Genomic DNA, 21,053 nt, shown 5'->3' with positions numbered 1-21,053 from the left:
ATTATCCCCAACAGATTTCTCTTACAAGCATATATTCTCTTAGCGAATATTATATTTTATACATGTGAATTTTGGTTATGAGTATAAACATGCGCCGCGTGTGGGTTTATCGGGATCGTTTCCACTTCAACGGGACATCAATGCTGAGTTTTTTTAAGACTTTTCTTAGATGAACATCATTATTCAGGAGACGTTATGCCTTCGCTAAAGGAGACTCTGCTCGTCTTTACCGATCTCGACGGTACGCTGCTGGATTTTCACACTCTCGACTGGCAGCCTGCCGCTTCCTGGCTGAAGAGATTACAGGATGAACAGGTACCAGTCATTCTGTGCAGCAGCAAAACCGCGTCCGAAATGCGTGACATCCAGCAGGAACTTGGCCTTGGCGGGCTGCCCTACATTGCGGAAAACGGCGCGGTGATCCAGCCTGACGTACGGTGGGAAAACGCCGCACGGTTCATCTCAGAAAAGAAGCATGACGATATCTGGCAGTTTATTGCCCGGGTACGCCAGAAGATGCATCTGAAATTCACCACCTTCGACGATGTGGATGAGCGCGTGGTCGCCGAATGGACCGGGCTAAGCCGTCCCCGTGCGGCGCTTGCACGTAAACACGAGGCTTCCGTGACGCTGATCTGGCGTGACAGTGATGAACAAATGAAACGCTTCGCAGCCGAACTGGCCCGGCAGGGGCTGAAGATCGTCCCGGGTGCTCGCTTCTGGCATATTCTGGACACGAGCTGTGGCAAAGACGTGGCGGTGCACTGGCTTGTGGAACAGTATCACCTGCACGACGGATTTGACCCGACAACGCTGGGCCTGGGCGACGGCCCCAATGATGCCCCTCTGCTGGACAGCGTAGCCTTCGCCGTGGTGGTGAAAGGCTTCAACCGGGAGGGGGTCAGCCTTAAGAACAACGATCCCACACGGGTTTATCGCACTCAGCACACCGGACCGGCCGGCTGGCGCGAGGGGCTTGATTACTTTTTAACGTGATCCTGCCAGATGACCCGGTTACGCCCGCGCTGTTTCGCCTCATACAGACGCGCATCGGCGGTGGATTGCAGATTTTCGAAGTGATAATTGCCCTTCTCCTGCGCGCCAGAGACGCCAAACGACGCGCTCACGCGCAGGGTAGTACTTTTCTTAATCAGGATCTCTTTGCTGTCGATACGCTCACGGATCTGCTCTGCAACTTCCGCTGCCTCTTCAAGCGTCATGCCGGGCAGCACTACACAGAACTCTTCGCCGCCGACGCGCCCAGCAATATCTTTAGTGCGCAGGGTACTGGCAATCAGCCCCGCAGCATGGGACAACACCTTATCACCCGCCTGGTGCCCGAACCGGTCATTAATACTCTTAAAGCAGTCAAGATCGATCTGGATGACAGAGAAAGGCAGCGCCTGCTGTTCACACTGCTTCGCCAGTATTTTCGCCCGCTCAAACAGCGCCCCACGATTATTCAACCGGGTCAGAGGGTCGTGCCAGGCCTGCCATTGCAGCGAATTCTGCAACGAATACATATTACTGACCATGCGCCGGATCACCAGCCATGAGATGAGCAGCATCGCGGTGAACAGCGCCCAAAGCAATGCCAGCACAATACTGATGCTGCCGAAATCGCCGCGCACCCCTTCTTCCAGGGTGTGCACGCGCAGGACGATGCCATCAAAGTGGTCGAGACGCTCCCAGCTGACAAAACGACTCCCCAGGCGAATGCCGCCTTCGGAATCCGATTCTATTGCGTGCGCTATCTGCGCTAGTTCGGGCGCGTCAAAATGATTAACGTCCGCAGCAGATGATCCACACGTCGCAAGCAGGGTGAGACGACTGTCATACAGCTGGTATTCCCCTTCCGGGTTATCGCCTACGGCCTCCACCAGCAGACGACGCAGGGTGGCAAAGGTGAAATCCATCGCCACCACGCCATACCAGACGTGATTGTAATAAACAGGCCCACTGGCGGTGATCAGCGGCTTTTTGCCCACAAAGGAGGAAGGAGGCGAGATAAACCAGCGCACGGCACGCGCACGGTTCTCACGCTCGGACTGTTGGGTAAACCAGGGCTGAGTGACCAGATAGTAGTAACGCTGCACGATATCGCTTGCATTTTCCGGCGTATCCGTTTCCAGAAAGAATCCGGCGCGAGAGACATAAATCACGCGCTCTTCGTTGCCGGAAGAACTGGATGCCAGACGCAATAAATACCCCACTTCAAGCGCGGCGGACAGTTCATTATCAAGAAACTCATCATCGCGATTCAGAAGGGTGGTCTTTTCAACGAAGGCATCAGACACACCGTTGATCGGCAATGTGCGCTGTTTATCAACCTCAATTTGCCATGTGGGGGATGCGCGCAAACGGGCAAAACGCTTTACCGCATCATGTAGCACGCCAAACGCCAGCGGCGTTTCCAGCGCATCACGCATGCTGTGGCGAAAAAACAGCATTTTATCGACGCTGAACTGGAGTTGTCTGTCCAGCGCACTGGCAACCGTTTCCAGATGGTTACGCTGACTGGAGATATAGACATCTTCCAGTACCACAACTTCGCGCCAGGTCAGGAGGGTGGAAAAGATCAGGACAACGATAAAACAGAGGTTAACAACCAAACGGGGATTGCTACGCTTATGCAGCCACTGCAAAAAAGATTGTTTTACAACAAAGGTATTGTGCTGCACACGCACTCCCTGAGTGTCGCTCACCATCCGATATGATAAGTCTTCTGCCAGTAAAAACGCCCGACAAGGCCGGGCGTTGTGTGATTAAGCCTTATCGCGTTTTTGCCTTTTATCACCAGGCTGAAGCTCATCTTCACGAAAAGCCTCCCGCTTAATGCCGTATCCGTCATGCCACCGACACTCCACCATTCCACTGGAATAACCGGTGACAATCATGCATGGACCACCATTCTTTGGCTTAACTTCATCACTGACCAAAAAGACCATACCTGCCTCCTGTATCAGGGTGAAACGTTTTCAATTTAGACGAGGAATGGTCTTTTTGCATCCGGGGTCAGCAAAAATTAATGCGATTTTCCGCGTACTTTTTCTACCAGCTTGACCACTGCCACCACAATGACACCTACGATAAAGCCCAACACAAGGTTAAGCAGCGTCGGCAGAATGGCGGCGATCACCGAACCATGTCCCGACGCCAGATGTTCAATTGCATGATGCAGCGAAGCAACGCCGTGCACGATAATACCGCCGCCGACCAGGAACATCGCCAGAGTTCCCACTATCGACAAACTTTTCATCAGCCACGGCGCCAGCACCAGCAGGCTTTTGCCGATAACGCGGGCAATGGCGCTGGATTTTTTTTCCAGCCAGAAGCCGATATCATCCAGCTTGACGATCAGACCGACCAGCCCATACACCCCAACCGTTACAAGAATGGCAATCAACGAAAGCACCATGACCTGATTCATCAGCGGTGCTTCGGATACGATCCCAAGCGTAATCGCCACAATCTCGGCCGAAAGGATGAAGTCAGTACGGATCGCACCTTTGACCTTATCGCGCTCGAACGTTTTTGGATCCTGCGCGGCCAGCGCTTCCAGACGCTGCTGGCGCATTTCCGGGGTGTCTTTCTCTTTGCGTGCGGCAAACATATGCAACACTTTTTCGGCACCCTCGAAGCACAGGAACGCCCCGCCAATCATCAGCAATGGCGTAATGGCCCAGGGTATAAAGGCGCTAATGAGAAGCGCCAGCGGAACAAGGATCACCTTGTTAATAAAGGACCCTTTCGCTACGCCCCACACCACCGGCAGCTCACGGTTCGCCCGCACGCCGCTGACCTGCTGCGCGTTAAGTGACAAGTCATCCCCCAGTACCCCGGCGGTTTTTTTCGCCGCCAGTTTCCCCATGACTGAAATGTCATCCAGCAAGGTGGCGATATCGTCCAGTAATGTTAATAAGCTACTTCCTGCCAAAATCTCTATCCTTCTTTTTTTGCTAATTAAGTGAATAGTATGGAACAAAACTCACCGCCCGGAAACAGGCACCTCACGTCAACAAAAATTTCACATTAACAACACAATTAAAGCACTCGCCAGCCCGATAGTTTTGGCGTTAACTATGAGCGAACTTTTTATTTCGTCGTGAGGGACTATGCGTTTTCGGCATTTATTACCGCTCATTGGAGCACTTTTTTCCCTGTATATCATCTGGGGATCCACCTACTTTGTCATTCGTATTGGCGTGGAAAGCTGGCCCCCGCTGATGATGGCCGGTATTCGTTTCCTTATGGCTGGCGTGCTGCTGATGGCGTTTTTATTGCTGCGCGGCCACAGGCTACCGCCGCTGCGTCCCTTGCTTAACGCCGCCCTGATTGGCCTGCTGCTGCTGGCGGTGGGCAATGGCGCAGTAACCGTCGCCGAACACCAGAGCGTGCCGTCGGGCATCGCCGCCGTGGTCGTCGCGACCGTGCCGCTGTTTACGCTCTGCTTTAGTCGTCTGTTCGGGATCCGCACCCGTAAGCTCGAATGGCTGGGCATCGCGATTGGGCTTGTAGGTATTATCATGCTGAACAGCGGCGGTAACCTGAGCGGAAACCCCTGGGCTGCCGTTATGATCATGATCGGCTCGATGAGCTGGGCCTTCGGCTCAGTCTACGGCTCCCGCATTGAACTGCCCTCCGGGATGATGGCGGGTGCCATTGAAATGCTCGCGGCAGGCATCGTGCTGCTGATTGCCTCGGCGTTGACGGGTGAAAAACTGACGGCAATGCCAGATCTCTCAGGTTTCCTGGCCGTCGGGTATCTGGCCCTGTTTGGCTCGATTATTGCCATCAACGCCTATATGTACCTGATCCGCAACGTCTCACCGGCGGTTGCCACCAGCTACGCCTACGTTAACCCGGTGGTTGCCGTGCTGCTGGGTACCGGTTTTGCGGGCGAAGTGCTGTCGACGATTGAATGGCTGGCGCTGGGCGTGATTGTCTTTGCCGTGGTGCTGGTCACGCTGGGTAAATATTTACTGCCCGCGAAACCCATTGTCACGGCGTGTGAGGTGGAGAAACCGTGATCGGGTGAATGCCCTGGGTATCGATCTGCGCGGCCTGACCGCCGCCGCAGATCCACTCTTCCAGCCGCTCCGTCAGTTCCACGTCATTCAGCTTCATTCTTCCGCGCAGTGCGCACTCCCAGACAATCAGCACCCGCCAGCCCTGGGCGTAAAGCTGCGAAACATCGCGTTTATCACGCTCGACGTTCCTGCCAATCTTCTCCAGCCAGAAGTCGGTGCGTGTCGCCGGGACTTTAAACAGATAGCAGTCGTGATGATGCCAGAAACAGCCGTGGGTAAAGATGATGCATTGATACGCATCGATCACGAAATCAGGACGCCCGGCAAGCGTGGCATCCTGAACCCTGAATTCAAACCCGATAGAGGTCAGGAGGCCAGCGATCCGTTTTTCGATCGCGGTATCACGCGTGCCGATGGCACGCATGTTTTTACTGCGCGTGGCCTTATTGTGAACGTCCGCCATTGACGGCCTCACTCTGACGCAGCTGAACGGCCTTGCTGATGCGTGAGGCCAGCAGTTTTGCGACGGCGGCAAAGGCTGGCACCACCACCGAGTTGCCAAACTGACGATAGGCTTGTGTATCCGACACCGGAATGCGAAAACTGTAGCCCTGCGGCGCCTCAAAGCCCATTAAGCGGGCGCACTCGCGCGGCGTTAAGCGCCGCGGTCGGTGCTGTTGATTCTGAGGGTCGTCGAAATCTTTTTCGCCCAGCGCCTTATCCCAGCCCCGATCGATAAGAATTTCCGCGCCATCTTTGTAATAGCGCGCCGACAGCGTACGCGTCACGCTGTCAGGATTAAGCGGATTGACCATGCCAAACCCAAAGCCATTGCCTTTGGCCTGATGCTTTTTGGCATAGCGATAGAGGTATTTCCACAGCACTGGCGTCAGAATGAATTTCGCATCGACGGCGGGCTCCAGCAGATCGGCCACTGTCGGACGGCGCGCCGGATACAGCGAGGGCAAATCGCGCAGCGTAAAATCGCCTTTCAGATTGAGATCGCGGCGGAATCCCACCAGCACGATGCGCTCGCGGTGCTGTGGCAGGAAGTGTTTGCCGTCGATAATTTTCGGATCGTCAGGCCCCATGTCCTCTGCATCCGCCACGTCGTAACCCAGTTCATCCAGCGTTTGCATGATAATGCGGAAGGTTTTGCCGCCGTCATGGCTCTTTAAATTCTTGACGTTCTCCAGCACAAAAATTGCCGGGCGGCGGGCATCAATAATCCGGGCAACATCAAAGAACAGTGTGCCCTGCGTATCACAGGCAAAGCCGTGCGCACGTCCCAGCGCGTTCTTTTTCGACACGCCAGCCAGTGAGAACGGCTGACACGGAAAGCCTGCCAGCAGCACATCGTGCGCCGGAATGGTGTTGCGAATGTGCTCAGCGGCTTCTTCGTCGCTGACGCCGGTTTTGTGGCTCAGGGTGACGTCGCGGATGTCGGCATTAAACTGGTGCTCGTCGGGGTCGCAGTACCAGTTCGCCTTATAGGTGCGGACGGCATGTTTGTTCCATTCACTGGTGAACACGCACTGCCCGCCAATAGCTTCAAAACCATGGCGAATGCCGCCAATACCGGCAAAGAGATCGATAAAGCGAAAGGCATAATTCGGATGCGCAGCAGGCGGGTGCGGCAGCAGGTTACGCAGATAACAGAACTCGCCGTCGCTCAGGCGGTGCCCTGCCCTGTCGCTTATCAGCAGCCGCTTGAGTATTGCCGGGCTCCAGTGGCTCTCGCCATGTGCCACCAGCTGGTTTGCCAGCGTTTTAGCATCGTACATTTCCAGCAGCTGACGCAGGAGTGCCTGCACGGCTGCCGTTGATTTCTCAACCCGCTCAGGCGCGGGCACAGTCACTGATCGATTTTCCTGCATTCTCTTAACCGGACAATAAAGACAGAAAACAGAGTACCACAGTTCAGGATCGCACACTGCGACGGAAATGGGTCAATATCTGGCTGTCGGTTCCGAGGTAATCGCCCTGTAATTCGGCACTCAGCTTCGCCATAAACTGGATCAGAAAATCGGCATTGTGACGCGCAAATTCACGTCCCCGTGCGGTTTGCATGGTGTCCGGCAGGCGCAGGAGTTTGGTCTGAAAGTGATCGAGCGCGAAAGCTTTATCATCCAGCGCACGCGCCCCGGCAAACGGGTCGTCGGCATCAAACAACGCGGTGCCCAGCGCACCGGACACGGCAAAGACGCGCGCAAGGCCGATGGCGCCTAACGCCTCCAGCCGGTCGGCATCCTGGACCGTTTTTGCCTCCGGGCTTTGCGGCGCGATACCGGCACTGAAGCTGTGCGCTTCAATGGCATGCTCAACGGCCGCATACCGATCGGGCGGAAAATCAGGAAAATCTCGGCTCAGGATCTGGCGCGTTTCTCGCGCTGCCAGCCGCGAGGAGTGACTACGCTGCGGGTGATTTTTCGGCAGGCTGACAATGTCATGGAAGTAGCATGCGGTCAGCACAACCAGCGGATCGCAATCCCCGTCAGCCATAATGGCCTGCGCCGTCATCCAGACGCGGCGAAAATGGGCGATATCGTGCGCCGCATCATCAGTAAAATGATTTTCGTCGAGCCAGCGCTCAAAACGGTGCTGCCACTGCGCAAGTTCCATCATCCCATCCCGTTGCTCAAAAGAGAGTGAATTATAATACACCCAAATCAAAATCCTTAATAAATAGAATTTCGAAATACTTAATAATAATTACCCACTATATTTTCAATGAATTAATTCATGCGAAAAATAAAGAGATAAAAAGAAATATTTTGTAATGTTTTTACCACTTTAATTACATTTATTTTTGAACCTAAATAATAATCCATAGAATAGTATCAGCCATGTAGTTACGGAGGGTAATTACATATATTCAGAAAATTTATATTTAAAGGGAATATATAATGAAAAGAAAAGTTCTGGCAATTCTCGTACCCGCGTTATTAATGGCTGGCGCAGCAAATGCGGCGGAAATGTATAACAAAGACGGCAACAAAGTTGACCTGTACGGTAAAGTTGATGCACGTCATACCTTCTCCGACAACCCAGGCGACGACGGCGATGAAACCTATGTCCAGATTGGTTTCAAAGGCGAAACACAAATTAATAACGATCTTATTGGTTACGGCCAGTGGGAATATAAAACCTACGCTAACGATACCGAGGGCGCAGGCGACACCTCTTTTAACCGTCTGGCCTTTGCTGGCCTGAAATACGGCGAATATGGCTCATTCGATTATGGCCGTAATTACGGCGTCGTGTATGACGTTGAAGCCTGGACCGATATGCTGCCAGTATTTGGTGGTGACTCCTATACCTGGACCGACAACTATATGGTTGGCCGTACTAACGGTGTGGCGACCTACCGTAATAATGACTTCTTCGGTCTGGTTAACGGCCTGAACTTTGCACTGCAATATCAGGGTGCTAATGAAGGTGCTAACGCAAACGAAAATCAGGAAGGCACCAAAAACGGCCATGATGATGTTCGTTTCCAGAACGGCGACGGCTTCGGTATGTCAACTACCTATGACTTCGATTTCGGTCTGTCGCTGGGTGCCGCTTATTCATCGTCTGACCGTACCAACGACCAGGTTGCTTACGGCGCAGGTACCTATAATCGCTTCAGCAAATATGCCGGCGGTGAACGTGCGGAAGCGTGGACAATCGGTGCAAAATACGATGCGAATGATGTCTACCTGGCAATGATGTATGCGGAAACTCGCAACATGACTCCGTACGGCAACGATGGCATCGCCAACAAAACTCAGAACTTTGAAGCCGTAGCGCAGTACCAGTTTGACTTCGGTCTGCGTCCATCCCTGGCGTGGGTCTATTCAAAAGGCATCGATTTGGGTGGTAACGATTATCATCCAGGCAATGGTTATGACTATGTAGACCAGGATCTGGTTAACTACATCGACGTGGGCATGACCTACAGCTTCAACAAGAACTTCTCCACCTACGTTGATTATAAAATCAACCTGCTGGACGAAGATGATGCCTTCTACAGTGACAACGGTATTGCAACCGATGACATCGTTGGCATCGGTATGATCTACCAGTTCTGATCCCCATAAATAGCAAAGCCCGCAACGCGGGCTTTTTTTATTTGACGCTGAAATATTACGGCGCTTCCTGCAAGGCCAGGCGAACAAACCCGTTATTCTGCGCCAGTAATTCATGCGCTTTCCAGGCATCCATACCCGTCAGCACCATAAGCACCGCCGTTTTACACTGATGGTTACAGCTTTCCAGCGCCGCCTTCGCCTGCGCCCGGGAGCATCCCCCCGCTTCCATTACAATGGCAATTTGTCGCTCGGCCCATCTGGTATTGCTTGCCTCCAGATCAACACGCAGGTTGCTGTACACCCGTCCTGTCCGTATCGCCAGACCGGTGGTGACCATATGCATTATCATGCTTTGCGCAATGCCCGCTTTGGCGTTGGTATACCCGGCAACCACATCCGCGCCCAGATCGGGGGCAATAACCATGCTCGCCAGCTGCGCCGCTTCACTTTGCGCATCCTCCGTAATGAGCGCGACCGTTGAGCCCAGAGACCACGCATGACGCATCGCGCCCCAAACCCATGGCGTTTTGCCGCTGACGGACAGCGCCAGCATCATGTCGTGCTCGCCGAATTTTATCGTCTGAAGGTCTGCAACGCCGCGCGCGTAGCTTCCGGCGTTATCGCCTGCTGTCATCGCAATGACCGGATGTTTTCCCGGCGCGAACGCTTCTGCCGCCTGCTTCGCCACGCCTCCGGACGCGCCTGCGCCGATCAGCACCAGACGTCCGCCGTGACTAAGCGTCGCCGCCGCGTTATCCACCACGCGAGCCAGCATACTTAAGTGAGGGGTAAGTGCAGAAGAGATTTGTGCGTCATCCTGGTGTATGACATTAAGCATATCCAGCGTAGATAATCTGTCGATGTTCATCGTGCTGGCGTGCCGTCTTTCCCTGGCCGTACCGGTAAGCATAATGCTCATAAACTGCCTCCTTATTATGAGTACCCCCACACTATAAAGTGTTTTATACAGGTCACATGAGAGAAGGCTCACGAAACGCCTCTCTTTACATGGCTTTATGAAATGCCCGTCATCAGCGATAATTAGCCCTTTCTTTTTCATCGCGGAGTGTTAATGAGCGATTTGCAGCCCTTCCCCCCGACGCGCAAGCGCCCTATGAAGCTGAATACGCTGGTTACGCTGATGGTGTGCGCCATTATCGGCTCTGTGCTGCTGGTGGTCTTCGCGCTCTACTCTGTACAGATCACCCGTGCCACGCGCGATGACGTGAAAGATACTGCGCTGGGTATCGCCCGAACGCTGGCCGACAGCCCGGAGATCAAGCGTGGTCTGATGGAATCGCCGCAGGCCGGCATCATCCAGCCGATTGCCCAGGCGGTGACGAAGCGCAACGACCTGCTGTTTACCGTGGTTACCGACCTGCGTGGGATCCGCTATTCCCATCCAAACGAAGCGCTGTTAGGTTTGCATTTTATTGGCGACGATCTGACGCCCGCCCTCGAAGGGAAAGAGAATGTCTCCGTGAACCGCGGCGCACTCGCGGAAGCACTGCGCGTCTTTACGCCCGTTTATGACGATCGGCACGACCAGATCGGCGTGGTCGTGGTGGGTATTTCGCTGAATAAAGTTGAAGATCAGATTGCCCGCGGTCGGCTCAATGCCGTGTGGACCATCTTATTCAGCGTTCTGATGAGCTCAGTGGCGATATGGGGTCTGGTCCGGGTTCTGAAACGTATTCTCTTCGGGCTGGAGCCTTACGAGATCTCTGCCCTCTTTGAGCAGCGCCAGGCCATGTTGCAGTCCCTGCGCGAAGGCGTGATGGCTGTTGATATGCACGGGCGCGTGACGATGATTAACCACACCGCCAGAGAAATTTTGCTCCTGAGCTCGGGTGAGCACTCCGAGAGCAGCGGCGAACCATTGCTGGTCAGCCTGCGGGAAGTGGCGAAAACCGGCATTGCTCGTCAGGATCAGGAGATCGGCTGTAACGGACGGCTACTGCTGTGCAACATGGTCCCCGTGAAAAGCCAGAATCAGGTGATCGGGGCAATCAGCACCTTCCGCGATAAGACCGAAATCAGCCAGTTAATGCAGCGTATCGATGGTATGGTCAACTATGTTGATGCCCTGCGCTCACATACGCATGAGTTTATGAACAAGCTACACGTGATCCTCGGCCTGCTGCACATGAAGCGCTACGATAAGCTGGAAGAGTACATCATCCAGACCGCACAGAATTATCAGACGGATATCGGCGCGATACAGCGCAAGGTTAAATCGCCGGTCATTGCGGGTTTCCTGCTGGGTAAAATCAACCGCGCCAAAGAGGCGGGAGTGACCCTGACGCTGGCCGAGGAGAGTCAGCTTCCTGACACCAGCAATGAAGAGCAGGTTGCGGTTCTGATCACCGTGCTGGGCAATTTAATCGAAAATGCCCTGGATGCGATGGAAGGTCAGCCGGAAGGCGAGATCGGCCTGCTGCTGCATTATCAGAACGGCTGGCTGAGCGGTGAGGTCAGCGATGACGGTCCCGGCATTGATCCCGAGCGGCTGGAGGCTATTTTTACAAAGGGCTACTCAACAAAAGGTGAAAACCGTGGCGTTGGGCTGTTCCTTGCACGTCAGCAGATCCAGAACCTGGGCGGAGATATTACCGTCGAGTCGGAGCCTGGCGTATTTACCCAATTTTTTGTTCAGATCCCCTGGGATAGCGAGAGGAATATCGCGTGATAAATGTATTAATTGTCGATGATGACGCCATGGTAGCCGACCTCAACCGTCTGTATGTTAACCGCGTTGAGGGTTTTAACTGCTGCGGCGTCGCTTCCACGCTCAACCAGGCCGAAGCATTGATCGCAAACCCAGGCCAGCCGATCGATCTGGTGCTGCTGGATGTCTATATGCAGCAGGATAACGGGCTGGATCTATTGCCCATCATCCGCGCATCGGGCCGCCCGATTGACGTTATCATGATTTCGTCAGCCTCCGACGCCGCAACGATCCAGACGTCGATGCACTATGGCGTGGTGGATTACCTGATTAAACCGTTCCAGTTCCCGCGTTTTGAAGAGGCGTTGAACGGCTGGAAGGCAAAGCGCAGTCTGATGGGCTCGCATCAGTATTATGAACAGGCCGACGTCGACAGGCTGATCCACGGCGGCGCGCCGGAGCTGGCCGACAGCAAAAAATTACCGAAAGGCTTAACGCCGCAGACGCTGCGCACCATTTGCCAGTGGATCGACAGCCATCCGGAGATAGAATTTTCCACCGACGATCTGGCGAATGCGGTCAACATTTCCCGCGTCTCCTGCCGCAAATACCTGATCTGGCTGGCGCAAATCAATATCCTGTTCACCAGCATTCACTACGGTGCCACCGGTCGACCGGTATATCGCTATCGTTTGCAGCCGGAACAGGTCGGCCTGCTCAAACAGTACTGCCAGTAATTCGGTAGCTGTCGTCCAGAAGGGTAAAACGGAAGTGGTGCATCGAGGAGATCACCACTTCTTTTGTTTTGGTGACAAAAATGGCTTCAATATCGGGGCGCGAACGCAGCGCGGCGCAGCCCTGCTCCACGCCCATGCCGTAGATCAGCGTGGTCCAGATATCGCCGTCGAGGGAGTCTTGCGAAATAATCGTCACGCTGTCCAGTTCGTTATCCAGCGGGTAGCCGGTACGCGGGTCAAGTATGTGATGATAACGTTTGCCGTTCTGCTCGAAGTAGCGCTCATAGGTGCCTGACGTCACAACCGACCGGTTTTCTACCGTTATGGCGCCAATCAGCGCATCACCGGCGAACGGTTTTTTCAGGCCGACGTGCCAGCCGTCCTCCGGCGAGCCTAACGTCTGGACGTTGCCGCCAAGGTTGATCAACCCGAGTTCGGCGCCCTCTTTGTGCAAGTAATCCCGCACCCTGTCGGCGATATAACCTTTGGCGATAGCCCCCAGATCGATCTCCATTCCCTGGCGTGTAAGAAACACGCTGCTGTTGGCGTCATCCAGTACCACGTTCGCAGGATCCGTGATACTCAGCAAGGCGGCGATCTCGTCCGCGGGCGGTACAGCGTCCCCCTTAAAGCCAATTTTCCAGCGTTTGACCAGCGGGCCTATCGCCAGGTTGAACGCACTGTCTGTAGGCAGGCTGGCCGCTTTCGCGCAGCGGATCAGGTCAAACACCGGGCGACTGACGACAACCGGATGCTGACCGGCAGCATGGTTGACATCCATCACCTGCGAATCCGCACGGTTGACGGTGAGGAGATCTTCGTACTGTTTGATCAGGCGAAACACGCGGGACGCGAGGGCTTCGTCATGGGAGAAGAGTTTCAGGAGGATGGGCGAGCCCATCAGAACGGCGTTGTAGCTGTAAACGCGATGGCTATCAGGCATTACATAAGTCCTCAGATGTAGCCCCGGCAAGCACCGCGCCGCCGGGGAAACAGGAGCCTTACCGTGTTTTCGAACGCATAGCCGCCTGATGTCCGGCAAGCGTACCAAAAATAATGATATCTGCCACCGCATTACCACCGATGCGGTTACCGCCGTGGATACCCCCGACAACCTCACCCGCAGCAAAGGCTCCCGGCAATACGTTGTGGTTGCTGTCCAGCACGCAGGTTTCTGTATTGATGGTCACACCGCCCATGGTGTGGTGCACGCCCGGCGCAATCTGAATGGCATAGAACGGCCCTTCGTTGATAGGCGCACGCAGCGCGGTGGTGCGGCCAAAATCATCGTCATGCTGTTTTTCCACAAAGCCGTTGTAGCGTTCCAGCGTTGCCAGGAACTGGTGGTGATCCATCCCCAGCGCTTCCGCCAGGGCTTTTGGCGAGCTGGCGCTGGTGACAAACCCTTTCGCGATGTACTCATCCGCGGCTTTGTTTTTGGCGCGAACATGCTCGTCAAAGACGATGTAAGCGTATTTCTCCGGCAGCGCGATGATTTGCGCCGAAACTTTGTCGCGGGTCGACATTTCGTTATAGAAGCGGTTGCCCTGCTGGTTTACCAGAATCGCCCCGCCGCCGCGGATGGATTCGGAAATCAGGTACGACGTTTTCTGCTCAACGGTTGGGTGGATCTGGATTTCGCCCATATCGACGGTGCCTGCGCCAATACGCTCCAGCAGCGCGATACCGCCGCCGGTTGCGCCTTTGTGGTTAGTCGTCACGAACCCTTCCAGGTCCGGACGGTATTTCACCACCATCTGGCTGTTGGCGCTGAAGCCGCCCGTCGCGACAATTACGCTTTTAGTTGCCACGGTGAGGGTTTCGTTCTCTTCGGTGGTCAGACGCACGCCGGTCACTTCGCCGTTTTCGAAGATGATGTCGCTCACGGAGGTATCCAGCATCACCTCGATGTTGCGTTTGTTGACATTGCGCACCAGGCCGCTAATCAGATATCCGCCCACCGCGGAACCATCTTTCGGACGGTGCGTACGGTCGATGCTCATCCCGCCGGTGGTGGTGATGTCGTTGAGCATAATGCCGCGCGTTGCCAGCCATTCGATGGCCTGCGGCGCGTTCTCGACAAAGCGACGCAGCAGTTCAGGGTTGTTCTTATTGCCACCGCCTTTCAGGCTTTCCTGGTAGAACAGCTCTTTGCTGTCCTGAATGCCCTTCACGCGCTGGAAGCGGGTCTCAGCCGCGTTCATCCCGGCAGAGGCTTTAATGGTGTTCCCGCCAATAGTCGGCATTTTCTCAACGATCAGCACGCTCGCGCCTTCGTCGTGCGCCTGAATCGCCGCCGCCAGACCGGCGCCGCCGCTGCCGACCACCACCACGTCCACGCTTTTAGTCTCATTCGGGTCAGCGCCCTCTTCTGCCGCCAGCGCTTTGCTGGATTTGAGCATCGCCTTCGAGACCGCTTTTTTCACCGCCTCGCTTTGGCTGGTCGCGCCGGTGATAGCATCCACGTGCGGAGTGTTGGCATCCAGAATTCGGGTACGGATCTCTTCGAAGCTGGTCACAAACGCCACGTCTTCACTCGGGCCGGAGGCCAGTTCGATATCGGCAATACGATCGGTTTCGAGGCTGACGTTAATCACCAGTTCGTTAGCATCGTCCTGCACTTTTTCAATAAAGGTGCCCGGTTTGAATTTAGATTCGCCCATGCTCATGTCGCGGATCATCGCTTCCACCAGCGAGAAGCGCCACAGCGGTTCCGGGATGCTCAGTTCTTCGCGTCGGGTACTGTCCATAAACAGCTCCAGGCTTTCGCCCGCCGCGATGCGATCGGTCCAGTCCGGATAGGCGATGGTGGCGCGGCCAACGGCTATCAGGTCGTAACCGTGATCCAGCGCTTCATTCACATCCGTGGCATTCACCACGCCGCCAACGCCCATCACCGGTACCTGCGCCAGCGTGTCAGAGCGCATGGCGCAGTATTTTTCGATAAGTGGCGTCGGGTCCTGAGTATCGACGATAGAAGGACGCAGGGCGGCGCCAAGGGAGAAGTGCAGATAATCCACCCCACGAACGGCCAGTTTTTCCAGCAGATACAGGGTGTCTTCGAAGCGAATGCCGGGGACTTCCAGCTCTTCCGGTGAGAAGCGGTAGCCAACGATGAACGCGTCGTCCGCATACTGGCGCACCATCTTGTGGGTAATGTCCAGCACCGCCAGCGGGAATTTCGCGCGGTTATCGCGGCTGCCACCCCACTCGTCGTCGCGCTGATTAGAGTTCGGGGAGTAGAACTGCTGGATCAGATAGGTATTCGCCCCGTGGATTTCGACGCCATCGAAGCCGGCCTGAATTGCGCGGCGTACGGCTTCGCCGAACTTGCCGATCATGCCTTCCACTTCTTCTGAAGTCAGAGCAACCGGCGTCGCGGCACCGTCACGCGGCGCGGCAACCGCGCTTGGGCCAACCGGCGTGCGGCCGCCGATCAGTTTTGGGTCGACCATACGGCCGCCGTGGTAAATTTGCAGAAGGGCTTTGGAACCTTTGGACTTAATGGCGTCAGCGATTTTTGCCAGTCCGGCGATTTTTTCGTCGTTATCAATACCAATTGCGCCCGGGAACGCAAGGCCGAGATCGTCAACAAAACAGCATTCAACGATAATGGTGCCGATGCTGCCAGCGCGGGCGCGGTAGTACTCCACCAGCTCGCTGGTCACGGTGCCATCGAAATACCCCGTACAGGTTGTCATCGGGGCCATTAACAAACGGTTTTTCAGTTCAGTACCATTCGGTAATGTGAAGGGGCTTAAAATACGTTCGTTAGTGCTCATAATAGAAACTCCAAACTTTAAAAATTAAGAATTCGTTATCGGTATGGATTTTTTATTTCGTGTTTTCGCCGATGTCATGACATTAATATAAAGCTTTTTTTAGTTTCTAAAGCCATTACGTTAGTTAATAAACTATTTAATCCCTGCGATAACATTAATAACACATTGGTGTTAGCTCGAATGTTTTATACGTTCACATTAATTTAAAAAAAGTTAAATCAACAATGGTAAAGCCAATACACCATACACATCAAAAACCCTTTAAAATCAAAACCTAAAACACAACCCAAATTAATAATGTTATAAAATTGATAAATAAAATGCTTAAAAATAGCGAATAACCACACTACTCAGAGTGGTTATTATAAAAAGTATAAAATTACGCCCTCAATTCTGTTTTTTTGATCGCGATCAATAGTAATGGCATCCAAAGGCGCAATATAAAAACATCATCATTTTTTATTTAGCGCAAACAATAATGCGTTAAATCGCTATTACTGAAAACACAATAACGCACCTTAAATAACTAAAAAAAGCAAAATGAATAAAGCAATCGAATTTGTGTTTTCGCTGTACGACGAATTTTTGACAACTTAAGACGTGAAACTATGAAAACAAAAACTGCTGTAACGCCTCCTGCGGCGAATCTGGCATCAAATGGAACAGCAAAACGCCTGCTGATGATGGCCCTGCCCGTCATTGTCGCCGTCCTGCTGTTGTTTGTCCCCGTTCCGGAAGGGCTGCCGCCATATGCGTGGCACTACTTCGCCATCTTTGTCGGCGTCATCGTCGGGTTGATTTTCGAACCGCTGCCGGGCGCCGTGATCGGTCTTACCGGCGTCGTGGCGATTGCGCTGTGCAGCCAGTGGGTGCTCTTTAGCCCCGAACAGCTGGCTGACCCGAAATTCAAGCTGGCGGGCGCCTCCTTTAAATGGGCGGTGAGCGGGTTTGGTAACTCCACCGTGTGGCTGATCTTCGGTGCCTTTATGTTTGCCGCAGGCTACGACAAAACCCGCTTCGGCCGCCGTCTGGCGCTGATTCTGGTGAAGTACCTGGGCCGTCGCAGCCTGACGCTCGGTTACGCCATTACCTTCGCGGACCTGCTGCTGGCCCCGTTCACCCCGTCCAATACCGCGCGCAGCGGTGGGACCATCTACCCGATTATCGCTAACCTGCCGCCGTTGTACGGTTCAAAACCCAACGACCCAAGCGCGCGCAAAATCGGTTCCTATCTGATGTGGGTGGCAATCACCGCGGCTTGTATCACCAGCTCGATGTTCCTTTCCGCTCTGGCACCTAACCTGCTGGCACTGGCGCTGGTGAAAAGCACCGTTGGAATTGATATCTCCTGGGGGACCTGGTTCCTCGCCTTCCTGCCGCTGGGTATCCTGCTGATCCTGACCATGCCGCTGCTGGCCTACTGGTTCTACCCGCCAGAAGTGAAGGTAAACAATGAAGTACCACTGTGGGCGACCCGCGAACTGGAAAAACTGGGCAAACTGTCGCGCAATGAGATCCTGCTGCTGGTGTTCGTGTGCTGCGCGCTTCTGATGTGGATCTTCGCCGCGGCGTGGATTGAACCGGCCATGGCTGCCCTGCTGATCGTTGGCCTGATGCTGTGGACCGGCGTGCTGGAGTGGAACGACATCACCGGCAACAAAGCCGCGTGGAATACCTTCGTCTGGTTCGCCACCCTGGTGGCACTGGCGGATGGTCTCTCCTCCACCGGCTTTATCAGCTGGCTGGGTAAAGAAGGCGGCATGCTGATGAGCGGTATCTCTCCGGGTGTCGCCACCATCGTCCTGCTGCTGGCGTTCTACCTGCTGCACTACCTGTTCGCCAGCACCACCGCGCACACCACGGCGCTGCTGCCTGCGATGCTGACCATCGCCTCCACCATTCCGGGCATGAATATGGAAGTGTTCGTCCTGCTGATGGTGACCTCGCTGGGCGTGATGGGGATCATCACCCCGTACGGTACTGGCCCAAGCCCGATTTACTACGGTAGCGGCTACCTGCCAACCAAAGACTACTGGCGCCTCGGCACCATCTTCGGTGCCATTTTCCTGGCAGCTCTGCTGCTGATTGGTTACCCGTGGATGTCCATGATGTTCTGATTTCTGACCGCCGGACATTTCCTCCGGCGGTTAAATTTTTGTGGAGCAAGCTATGTCAAACAAACCCTTTATCTACCAGAACCCCTTCCCACTCGCGCATGACGACACCGAATATTATCTGCTGACCAAAGAGCACGTTTCCGTTGCCGAGTTCGACGGTCAGGAAGTGCTGAAAGTCGAACCAGAGGCGTTGACCCTGCTGGCCCAGCAGGCCTTCCACGACGCGGCGTTTATGCTGCGCACCTCTCACCAGAAGCAGGTTGCGGCTATTCTGAGCGACCCGGAAGCCAGCGAGAACGATAAGTACGTCGCCCTGCAATTCCTGCGCAACTCCGAGATTGCGGCGAAAGGCGTGCTGCCCACCTGTCAGGATACCGGCACGGCAATCATTATGGGTAAGAAAGGCCAACGCGTCTGGACCGGCGGCGGTGACGAAGCAGCGCTGAGCCAGGGCGTGTATAACACCTATATTGAAGACAACCTGCGCTACTCGCAGAATGCGGCGCTGGATATGTATAAAGAGGTGAATACTGGCACCAACCTGCCCGCGCAGATCGACCTCTACAGCGTGGATGGTGACGAGTACAAATTCCTCTGCATGGCGAAAGGCGGCGGTTCCGCCAACAAAACCTATCTGTATCAGGAAACCAAAGCGTTGATCACCCCGGCGAAGCTGAAAAATTATCTGGTTGAGAAGATGCGGACCCTCGGCACCGCGGCCTGCCCGCCTTACCATATCGCCTTCGTTATCGGCGGCACCTCAGCGGAAGCCACGCTGAAAACCGTCAAGCTCGCCTCTGCGCGCTACTACGATAGCCTGCCAACCGAAGGCAACGCGCACGGCCAGGCGTTCCGCGACGTCCAGCTCGAGCAGGAACTGCTTCAGGAAGCGCAAAACCTCGGCCTTGGCGCGCAGTTTGGCGGGAAATACTTCGCCCACGATATTCGCGTGATCCGTCTGCCGCGCCACGGTGCCTCCTGCCCGATCGGCATGGGTGTTTCGTGCTCCGCCGACCGCAACATCAAGGCGAAGATTAACCGCGAGGGGATCTGGATTGAGAAGCTGGAGCACAATCCGGGCCAGTATATTCCTGAATCCCTGCGCCAGCAGGGGGAAGGCGATGTAGTAAGCATTGATCTGAACAAGCCGATGCCCGATATCCTGGCGCAGCTTTCCGCGCACCCGGTCTCCACCCGCCTGTCGCTGAATGGCACCATTATTGTGGCGCGCGACATCGCCCATGCGAAGCTGAAAGAGCTGCTCGACAACGGGGAAGAACTGCCGCAGTACGTCAAAGATCACCCGATTTACTATGCAGGCCCGGCCAAAACGCCAGAAGGTTACGCGTCTGGCTCACTCGGCCCGACCACTGCGGGACGTATGGACTCCTACGTGGACTTATTGCAATCCCACGGTGCGAGCATGATCATGCTGGCGAAAGGTAACCGCAGCCAGCAGGTGACGGACGCCTGCCATAAGCACGGCGGCTTCTACCTCGGCAGCATTGGCGGCCCGGCGGCGGTGCTGGCGCAAAACAGCATCAAGAGTCTGGAGTGCGTGGCGTATCCGGAACTGGGAATGGAAGCGATCTGGAAAATTGAAGTGGAGAACTTCCCGGCGTTTATCCTGGTGGATGACAAAGGCAACGACTTCTTCCAGCAGATCCAGAACAAGCAGTGCAAAGGCTGTTCACAGCGCTGAGTCTTTCCACAATGATGGCAGCAGCGACAGCGTTTCATTAATTAACCGGCGCTTGTCGCTGCCCGGTTTCCAGATCGTCACCATCGTTTGACCGATCCCCTGGCTGCCCACTTCGGTGTGCAGCCTTTTTACGTTTTGCCATCGCGCCGCCTGAAGATGCGTCGGCAAAAACCCCCAGCCGCACCCTTTCTCCAGCAGGCCGCGCAGCATCTCCAGTTCGTTAGTGAAAAGCGTGTGCCCTGAAATTTGCAGGCGACGGGCAACCGGCTCGTCTGACGCGGCATGCATAATCACCTGCGGAACCAGAGAGAGATCGAGCAGCGACACCGGCGACGCAACCTCCGCAAAAAGCGTCGTTGCGGCGTAAAAATCCATTTCGATCGCCCCCAGCGCCCGCCACTCCATCTCATTGCCCACGCTGCGGTTGCGCGCCTGGCAGATCCCCAGATCGGCCTGACCGTTCGCCAGCATGGCTTCCGCCTCATCGCGCGATGCGCTGGTCAGGCTCAGGCGGATCTTTTTCGCCGCCAGTGTGGCAATCAGCGCCTGTAAAAAAGCTCTGGGGGTGAACGGATCGTAAACGAGTGCAATGTCCTGCGTGGCGCTGTCCGGCACCGATCGGGCAAACGCCTCAAATGCTTTGACCTGCCGCATCAGCAGGTGCGCCTGCCGCTGAAGCTGCTCCCCCTCCGGCGTCAGGCGCAGGCTGCGCCCCTCCCGCAGGAACAGAGCGTAGCCCAGCCCATCCTCAAGAAAATCGATCAGATCCCGCAGGGTTGTACGATCTTTGCCGAGTTTACTGGCCGCCTTCATCAGGCTGCCGTGCTCAGCGACGGCGGTGAACGCCTCAAGTTGGGCAAAGGAATAGATCAGTGATGCCACGTCATTCTCCATACGTTTTTTCCGGGGGATTTTCCCCCATAACGCGTTTTTTATTATAGGCC

The 21,053-nt window shown here is 55.0% G+C and carries 17 protein-coding genes; 7 read left to right on the top strand and 10 right to left on the bottom strand.

The features are described 5' to 3' along the window. The first annotated feature begins 195 nt into the window (after positions 1–195). Positions 196–996: a mannosyl-3-phosphoglycerate phosphatase-related protein gene (locus L350_RS19640; RefSeq protein ID WP_032624016.1), complete on the top strand. Its 801-nt coding sequence runs from the start codon at positions 196–198 to the stop codon at positions 994–996. Here the strand turns inward: L350_RS19640 and dgcQ are convergent. From dgcQ to L350_RS19655, 3 genes are all read right to left on the bottom strand, one after another. Further along, complete coding sequence (gene dgcQ / locus L350_RS19645) at positions 981–2,681, bottom strand: cellulose biosynthesis regulator diguanylate cyclase DgcQ (RefSeq protein WP_032624015.1); 1,701 nt, start codon at positions 2,679–2,681, stop codon at positions 981–983. The genes L350_RS19640 and dgcQ overlap by 16 nt on opposite strands. 84 nt (positions 2,682–2,765) lie before the next feature. Continuing rightward, entirely contained in the window at positions 2,766–2,948 is a 183-nt protein-coding gene (locus L350_RS19650) for a YodC family protein (RefSeq protein WP_022648559.1), read from the bottom strand. 77 nt (positions 2,949–3,025) lie between these two features. Beyond that, positions 3,026–3,940 carry a DUF808 family protein gene (locus L350_RS19655; protein WP_169441341.1) on the bottom strand — a complete coding sequence of 305 codons (915 nt, stop codon included), beginning with the start codon at positions 3,938–3,940 and terminating at the stop codon, positions 3,026–3,028. Positions 3,941–4,115: 175 nt separating this feature from the next. Here L350_RS19655 and yedA point away from each other — a divergent pair, with 175 nt between their 5' ends. Then, positions 4,116–5,030 (top strand): drug/metabolite exporter YedA, encoded by a 915-nt coding sequence (gene yedA, locus L350_RS19660; protein WP_032624013.1) that lies wholly within the window; start codon positions 4,116–4,118, stop codon positions 5,028–5,030. Here yedA and L350_RS19665 read toward each other — a convergent pair. Genes L350_RS19665 through L350_RS19675 form a run of 3 tightly spaced genes read right to left on the bottom strand, consistent with a single transcriptional unit; the run spans position 5,002 to position 7,652 of the window. Then, complete coding sequence (locus L350_RS19665; protein WP_022648562.1) at positions 5,002–5,493, bottom strand: very short patch repair endonuclease; 492 nt, start codon at positions 5,491–5,493, stop codon at positions 5,002–5,004. The genes yedA and L350_RS19665 overlap by 29 nt on opposite strands. Beyond that, the gene (locus tag L350_RS19670; RefSeq protein ID WP_114138773.1) at positions 5,474–6,907 is read right to left on the bottom strand and encodes a DNA cytosine methyltransferase; all 1,434 of its coding nucleotides are present in this window, start codon (positions 6,905–6,907) and stop codon (positions 5,474–5,476) included. Before L350_RS19670 ends, L350_RS19665 begins: the two co-directional genes overlap by 20 nt. Before the next feature lie 43 nt (positions 6,908–6,950). After that, positions 6,951–7,652 carry a phosphohydrolase gene (locus L350_RS19675; protein WP_032624011.1) on the bottom strand — a complete coding sequence of 234 codons (702 nt, stop codon included), beginning with the start codon at positions 7,650–7,652 and terminating at the stop codon, positions 6,951–6,953. 284 nt (positions 7,653–7,936) lie between these two features. Here L350_RS19675 and ompC point away from each other — a divergent pair, with 284 nt between their 5' ends. Continuing rightward, on the top strand, positions 7,937–9,103 hold the full coding sequence (gene ompC, locus L350_RS19680) for a porin OmpC (RefSeq protein ID WP_023300494.1): 1,167 nt from the start codon (positions 7,937–7,939) through the stop codon (positions 9,101–9,103). A 55-nt stretch (positions 9,104–9,158) separates the two neighbouring features. On the opposite strand, the gene L350_RS19685 is transcribed toward ompC, so the two are convergent. Continuing rightward, complete coding sequence (locus L350_RS19685) at positions 9,159–10,022, bottom strand: N-acetylmuramic acid 6-phosphate etherase (RefSeq protein WP_023300495.1); 864 nt, start codon at positions 10,020–10,022, stop codon at positions 9,159–9,161. A gap of 153 nt (positions 10,023–10,175) precedes the next feature. Between L350_RS19685 and L350_RS19690 the strand changes: the two genes are divergently transcribed. Both L350_RS19690 and dcuR read left to right on the top strand, forming a co-directional pair. Further along, the gene (locus L350_RS19690; RefSeq protein ID WP_032624010.1) at positions 10,176–11,792 is read left to right on the top strand and encodes a sensor histidine kinase; all 1,617 of its coding nucleotides are present in this window, start codon (positions 10,176–10,178) and stop codon (positions 11,790–11,792) included. Then, positions 11,789–12,508, top strand: coding sequence for a two-component system response regulator DcuR (dcuR, locus tag L350_RS19695; protein ID WP_023300497.1), 720 nt, complete (start codon positions 11,789–11,791; stop codon positions 12,506–12,508). The genes L350_RS19690 and dcuR overlap by 4 nt, the downstream gene beginning before the upstream one ends. Here dcuR and L350_RS19700 read toward each other — a convergent pair. Then, complete coding sequence (locus tag L350_RS19700) at positions 12,489–13,451, bottom strand: FAD:protein FMN transferase (protein WP_032624009.1); 963 nt, start codon at positions 13,449–13,451, stop codon at positions 12,489–12,491. The two genes, dcuR and L350_RS19700, sit on opposite strands and share 20 nt — an antisense overlap. 58 nt (positions 13,452–13,509) lie before the next feature. Then, positions 13,510–16,290 (bottom strand): flavocytochrome c, encoded by a 2,781-nt coding sequence (locus L350_RS19705; protein ID WP_032624008.1) that lies wholly within the window; start codon positions 16,288–16,290, stop codon positions 13,510–13,512. Between the two features lie 608 nt (positions 16,291–16,898). Here L350_RS19705 and L350_RS19710 point away from each other — a divergent pair. Together L350_RS19710 and fumA are read left to right on the top strand one after the other, a co-directional pair. After that, on the top strand, positions 16,899–18,407 hold the full coding sequence (locus tag L350_RS19710; protein WP_072201094.1) for an anion permease: 1,509 nt from the start codon (positions 16,899–16,901) through the stop codon (positions 18,405–18,407). A gap of 52 nt (positions 18,408–18,459) precedes the next feature. Then, on the top strand, positions 18,460–20,109 hold the full coding sequence (gene fumA / locus L350_RS19715; protein ID WP_032624006.1) for a class I fumarate hydratase FumA: 1,650 nt from the start codon (positions 18,460–18,462) through the stop codon (positions 20,107–20,109). On the opposite strand, the gene L350_RS19720 is transcribed toward fumA, so the two are convergent. Further along, the gene (locus tag L350_RS19720) at positions 20,098–21,003 is read right to left on the bottom strand and encodes a LysR family transcriptional regulator (RefSeq protein ID WP_032624005.1); all 906 of its coding nucleotides are present in this window, start codon (positions 21,001–21,003) and stop codon (positions 20,098–20,100) included. The genes fumA and L350_RS19720 overlap by 12 nt on opposite strands. Between the last annotated feature and the right edge of the window lie 50 nt (positions 21,004–21,053).

Source organism: Enterobacter sp. MGH 4, assembly GCF_000534735.1.
Taxonomy (GTDB): Bacteria; Pseudomonadota; Gammaproteobacteria; order Enterobacterales; family Enterobacteriaceae; genus Enterobacter; species Enterobacter intestinihominis.
This window is presented reverse-complemented; position numbering and strand designations above follow the sequence as displayed.

Coding starts and splice junctions, on each gene's coding strand:
- L350_RS19700 (WP_032624009.1), bottom strand. CDS start 13,451: ATGCCTGATAGCCATCGCGTTTACAGCTACAACGCCGTTCTGATGGGC.
- L350_RS19720 (WP_032624005.1), bottom strand. CDS start 21,003: ATGGAGAATGACGTGGCATCACTGATCTATTCCTTTGCCCAACTTGAG.
- L350_RS19650 (WP_022648559.1), bottom strand. CDS start 2,948: ATGGTCTTTTTGGTCAGTGATGAAGTTAAGCCAAAGAATGGTGGTCCA.
- L350_RS19690 (WP_032624010.1), top strand. CDS start 10,176: ATGAGCGATTTGCAGCCCTTCCCCCCGACGCGCAAGCGCCCTATGAAG.
- L350_RS19665 (WP_022648562.1), bottom strand. CDS start 5,493: ATGGCGGACGTTCACAATAAGGCCACGCGCAGTAAAAACATGCGTGCC.
- ompC (WP_023300494.1), top strand. CDS start 7,937: ATGAAAAGAAAAGTTCTGGCAATTCTCGTACCCGCGTTATTAATGGCT.
- fumA (WP_032624006.1), top strand. CDS start 18,460: ATGTCAAACAAACCCTTTATCTACCAGAACCCCTTCCCACTCGCGCAT.
- L350_RS19685 (WP_023300495.1), bottom strand. CDS start 10,022: ATGAGCATTATGCTTACCGGTACGGCCAGGGAAAGACGGCACGCCAGC.
- L350_RS19675 (WP_032624011.1), bottom strand. CDS start 7,652: ATGGAACTTGCGCAGTGGCAGCACCGTTTTGAGCGCTGGCTCGACGAA.
- L350_RS19705 (WP_032624008.1), bottom strand. CDS start 16,290: ATGAGCACTAACGAACGTATTTTAAGCCCCTTCACATTACCGAATGGT.
- L350_RS19640 (WP_032624016.1), top strand. CDS start 196: ATGCCTTCGCTAAAGGAGACTCTGCTCGTCTTTACCGATCTCGACGGT.
- L350_RS19670 (WP_114138773.1), bottom strand. CDS start 6,907: ATGCAGGAAAATCGATCAGTGACTGTGCCCGCGCCTGAGCGGGTTGAG.
- yedA (WP_032624013.1), top strand. CDS start 4,116: ATGCGTTTTCGGCATTTATTACCGCTCATTGGAGCACTTTTTTCCCTG.
- L350_RS19710 (WP_072201094.1), top strand. CDS start 16,899: ATGAAAACAAAAACTGCTGTAACGCCTCCTGCGGCGAATCTGGCATCA.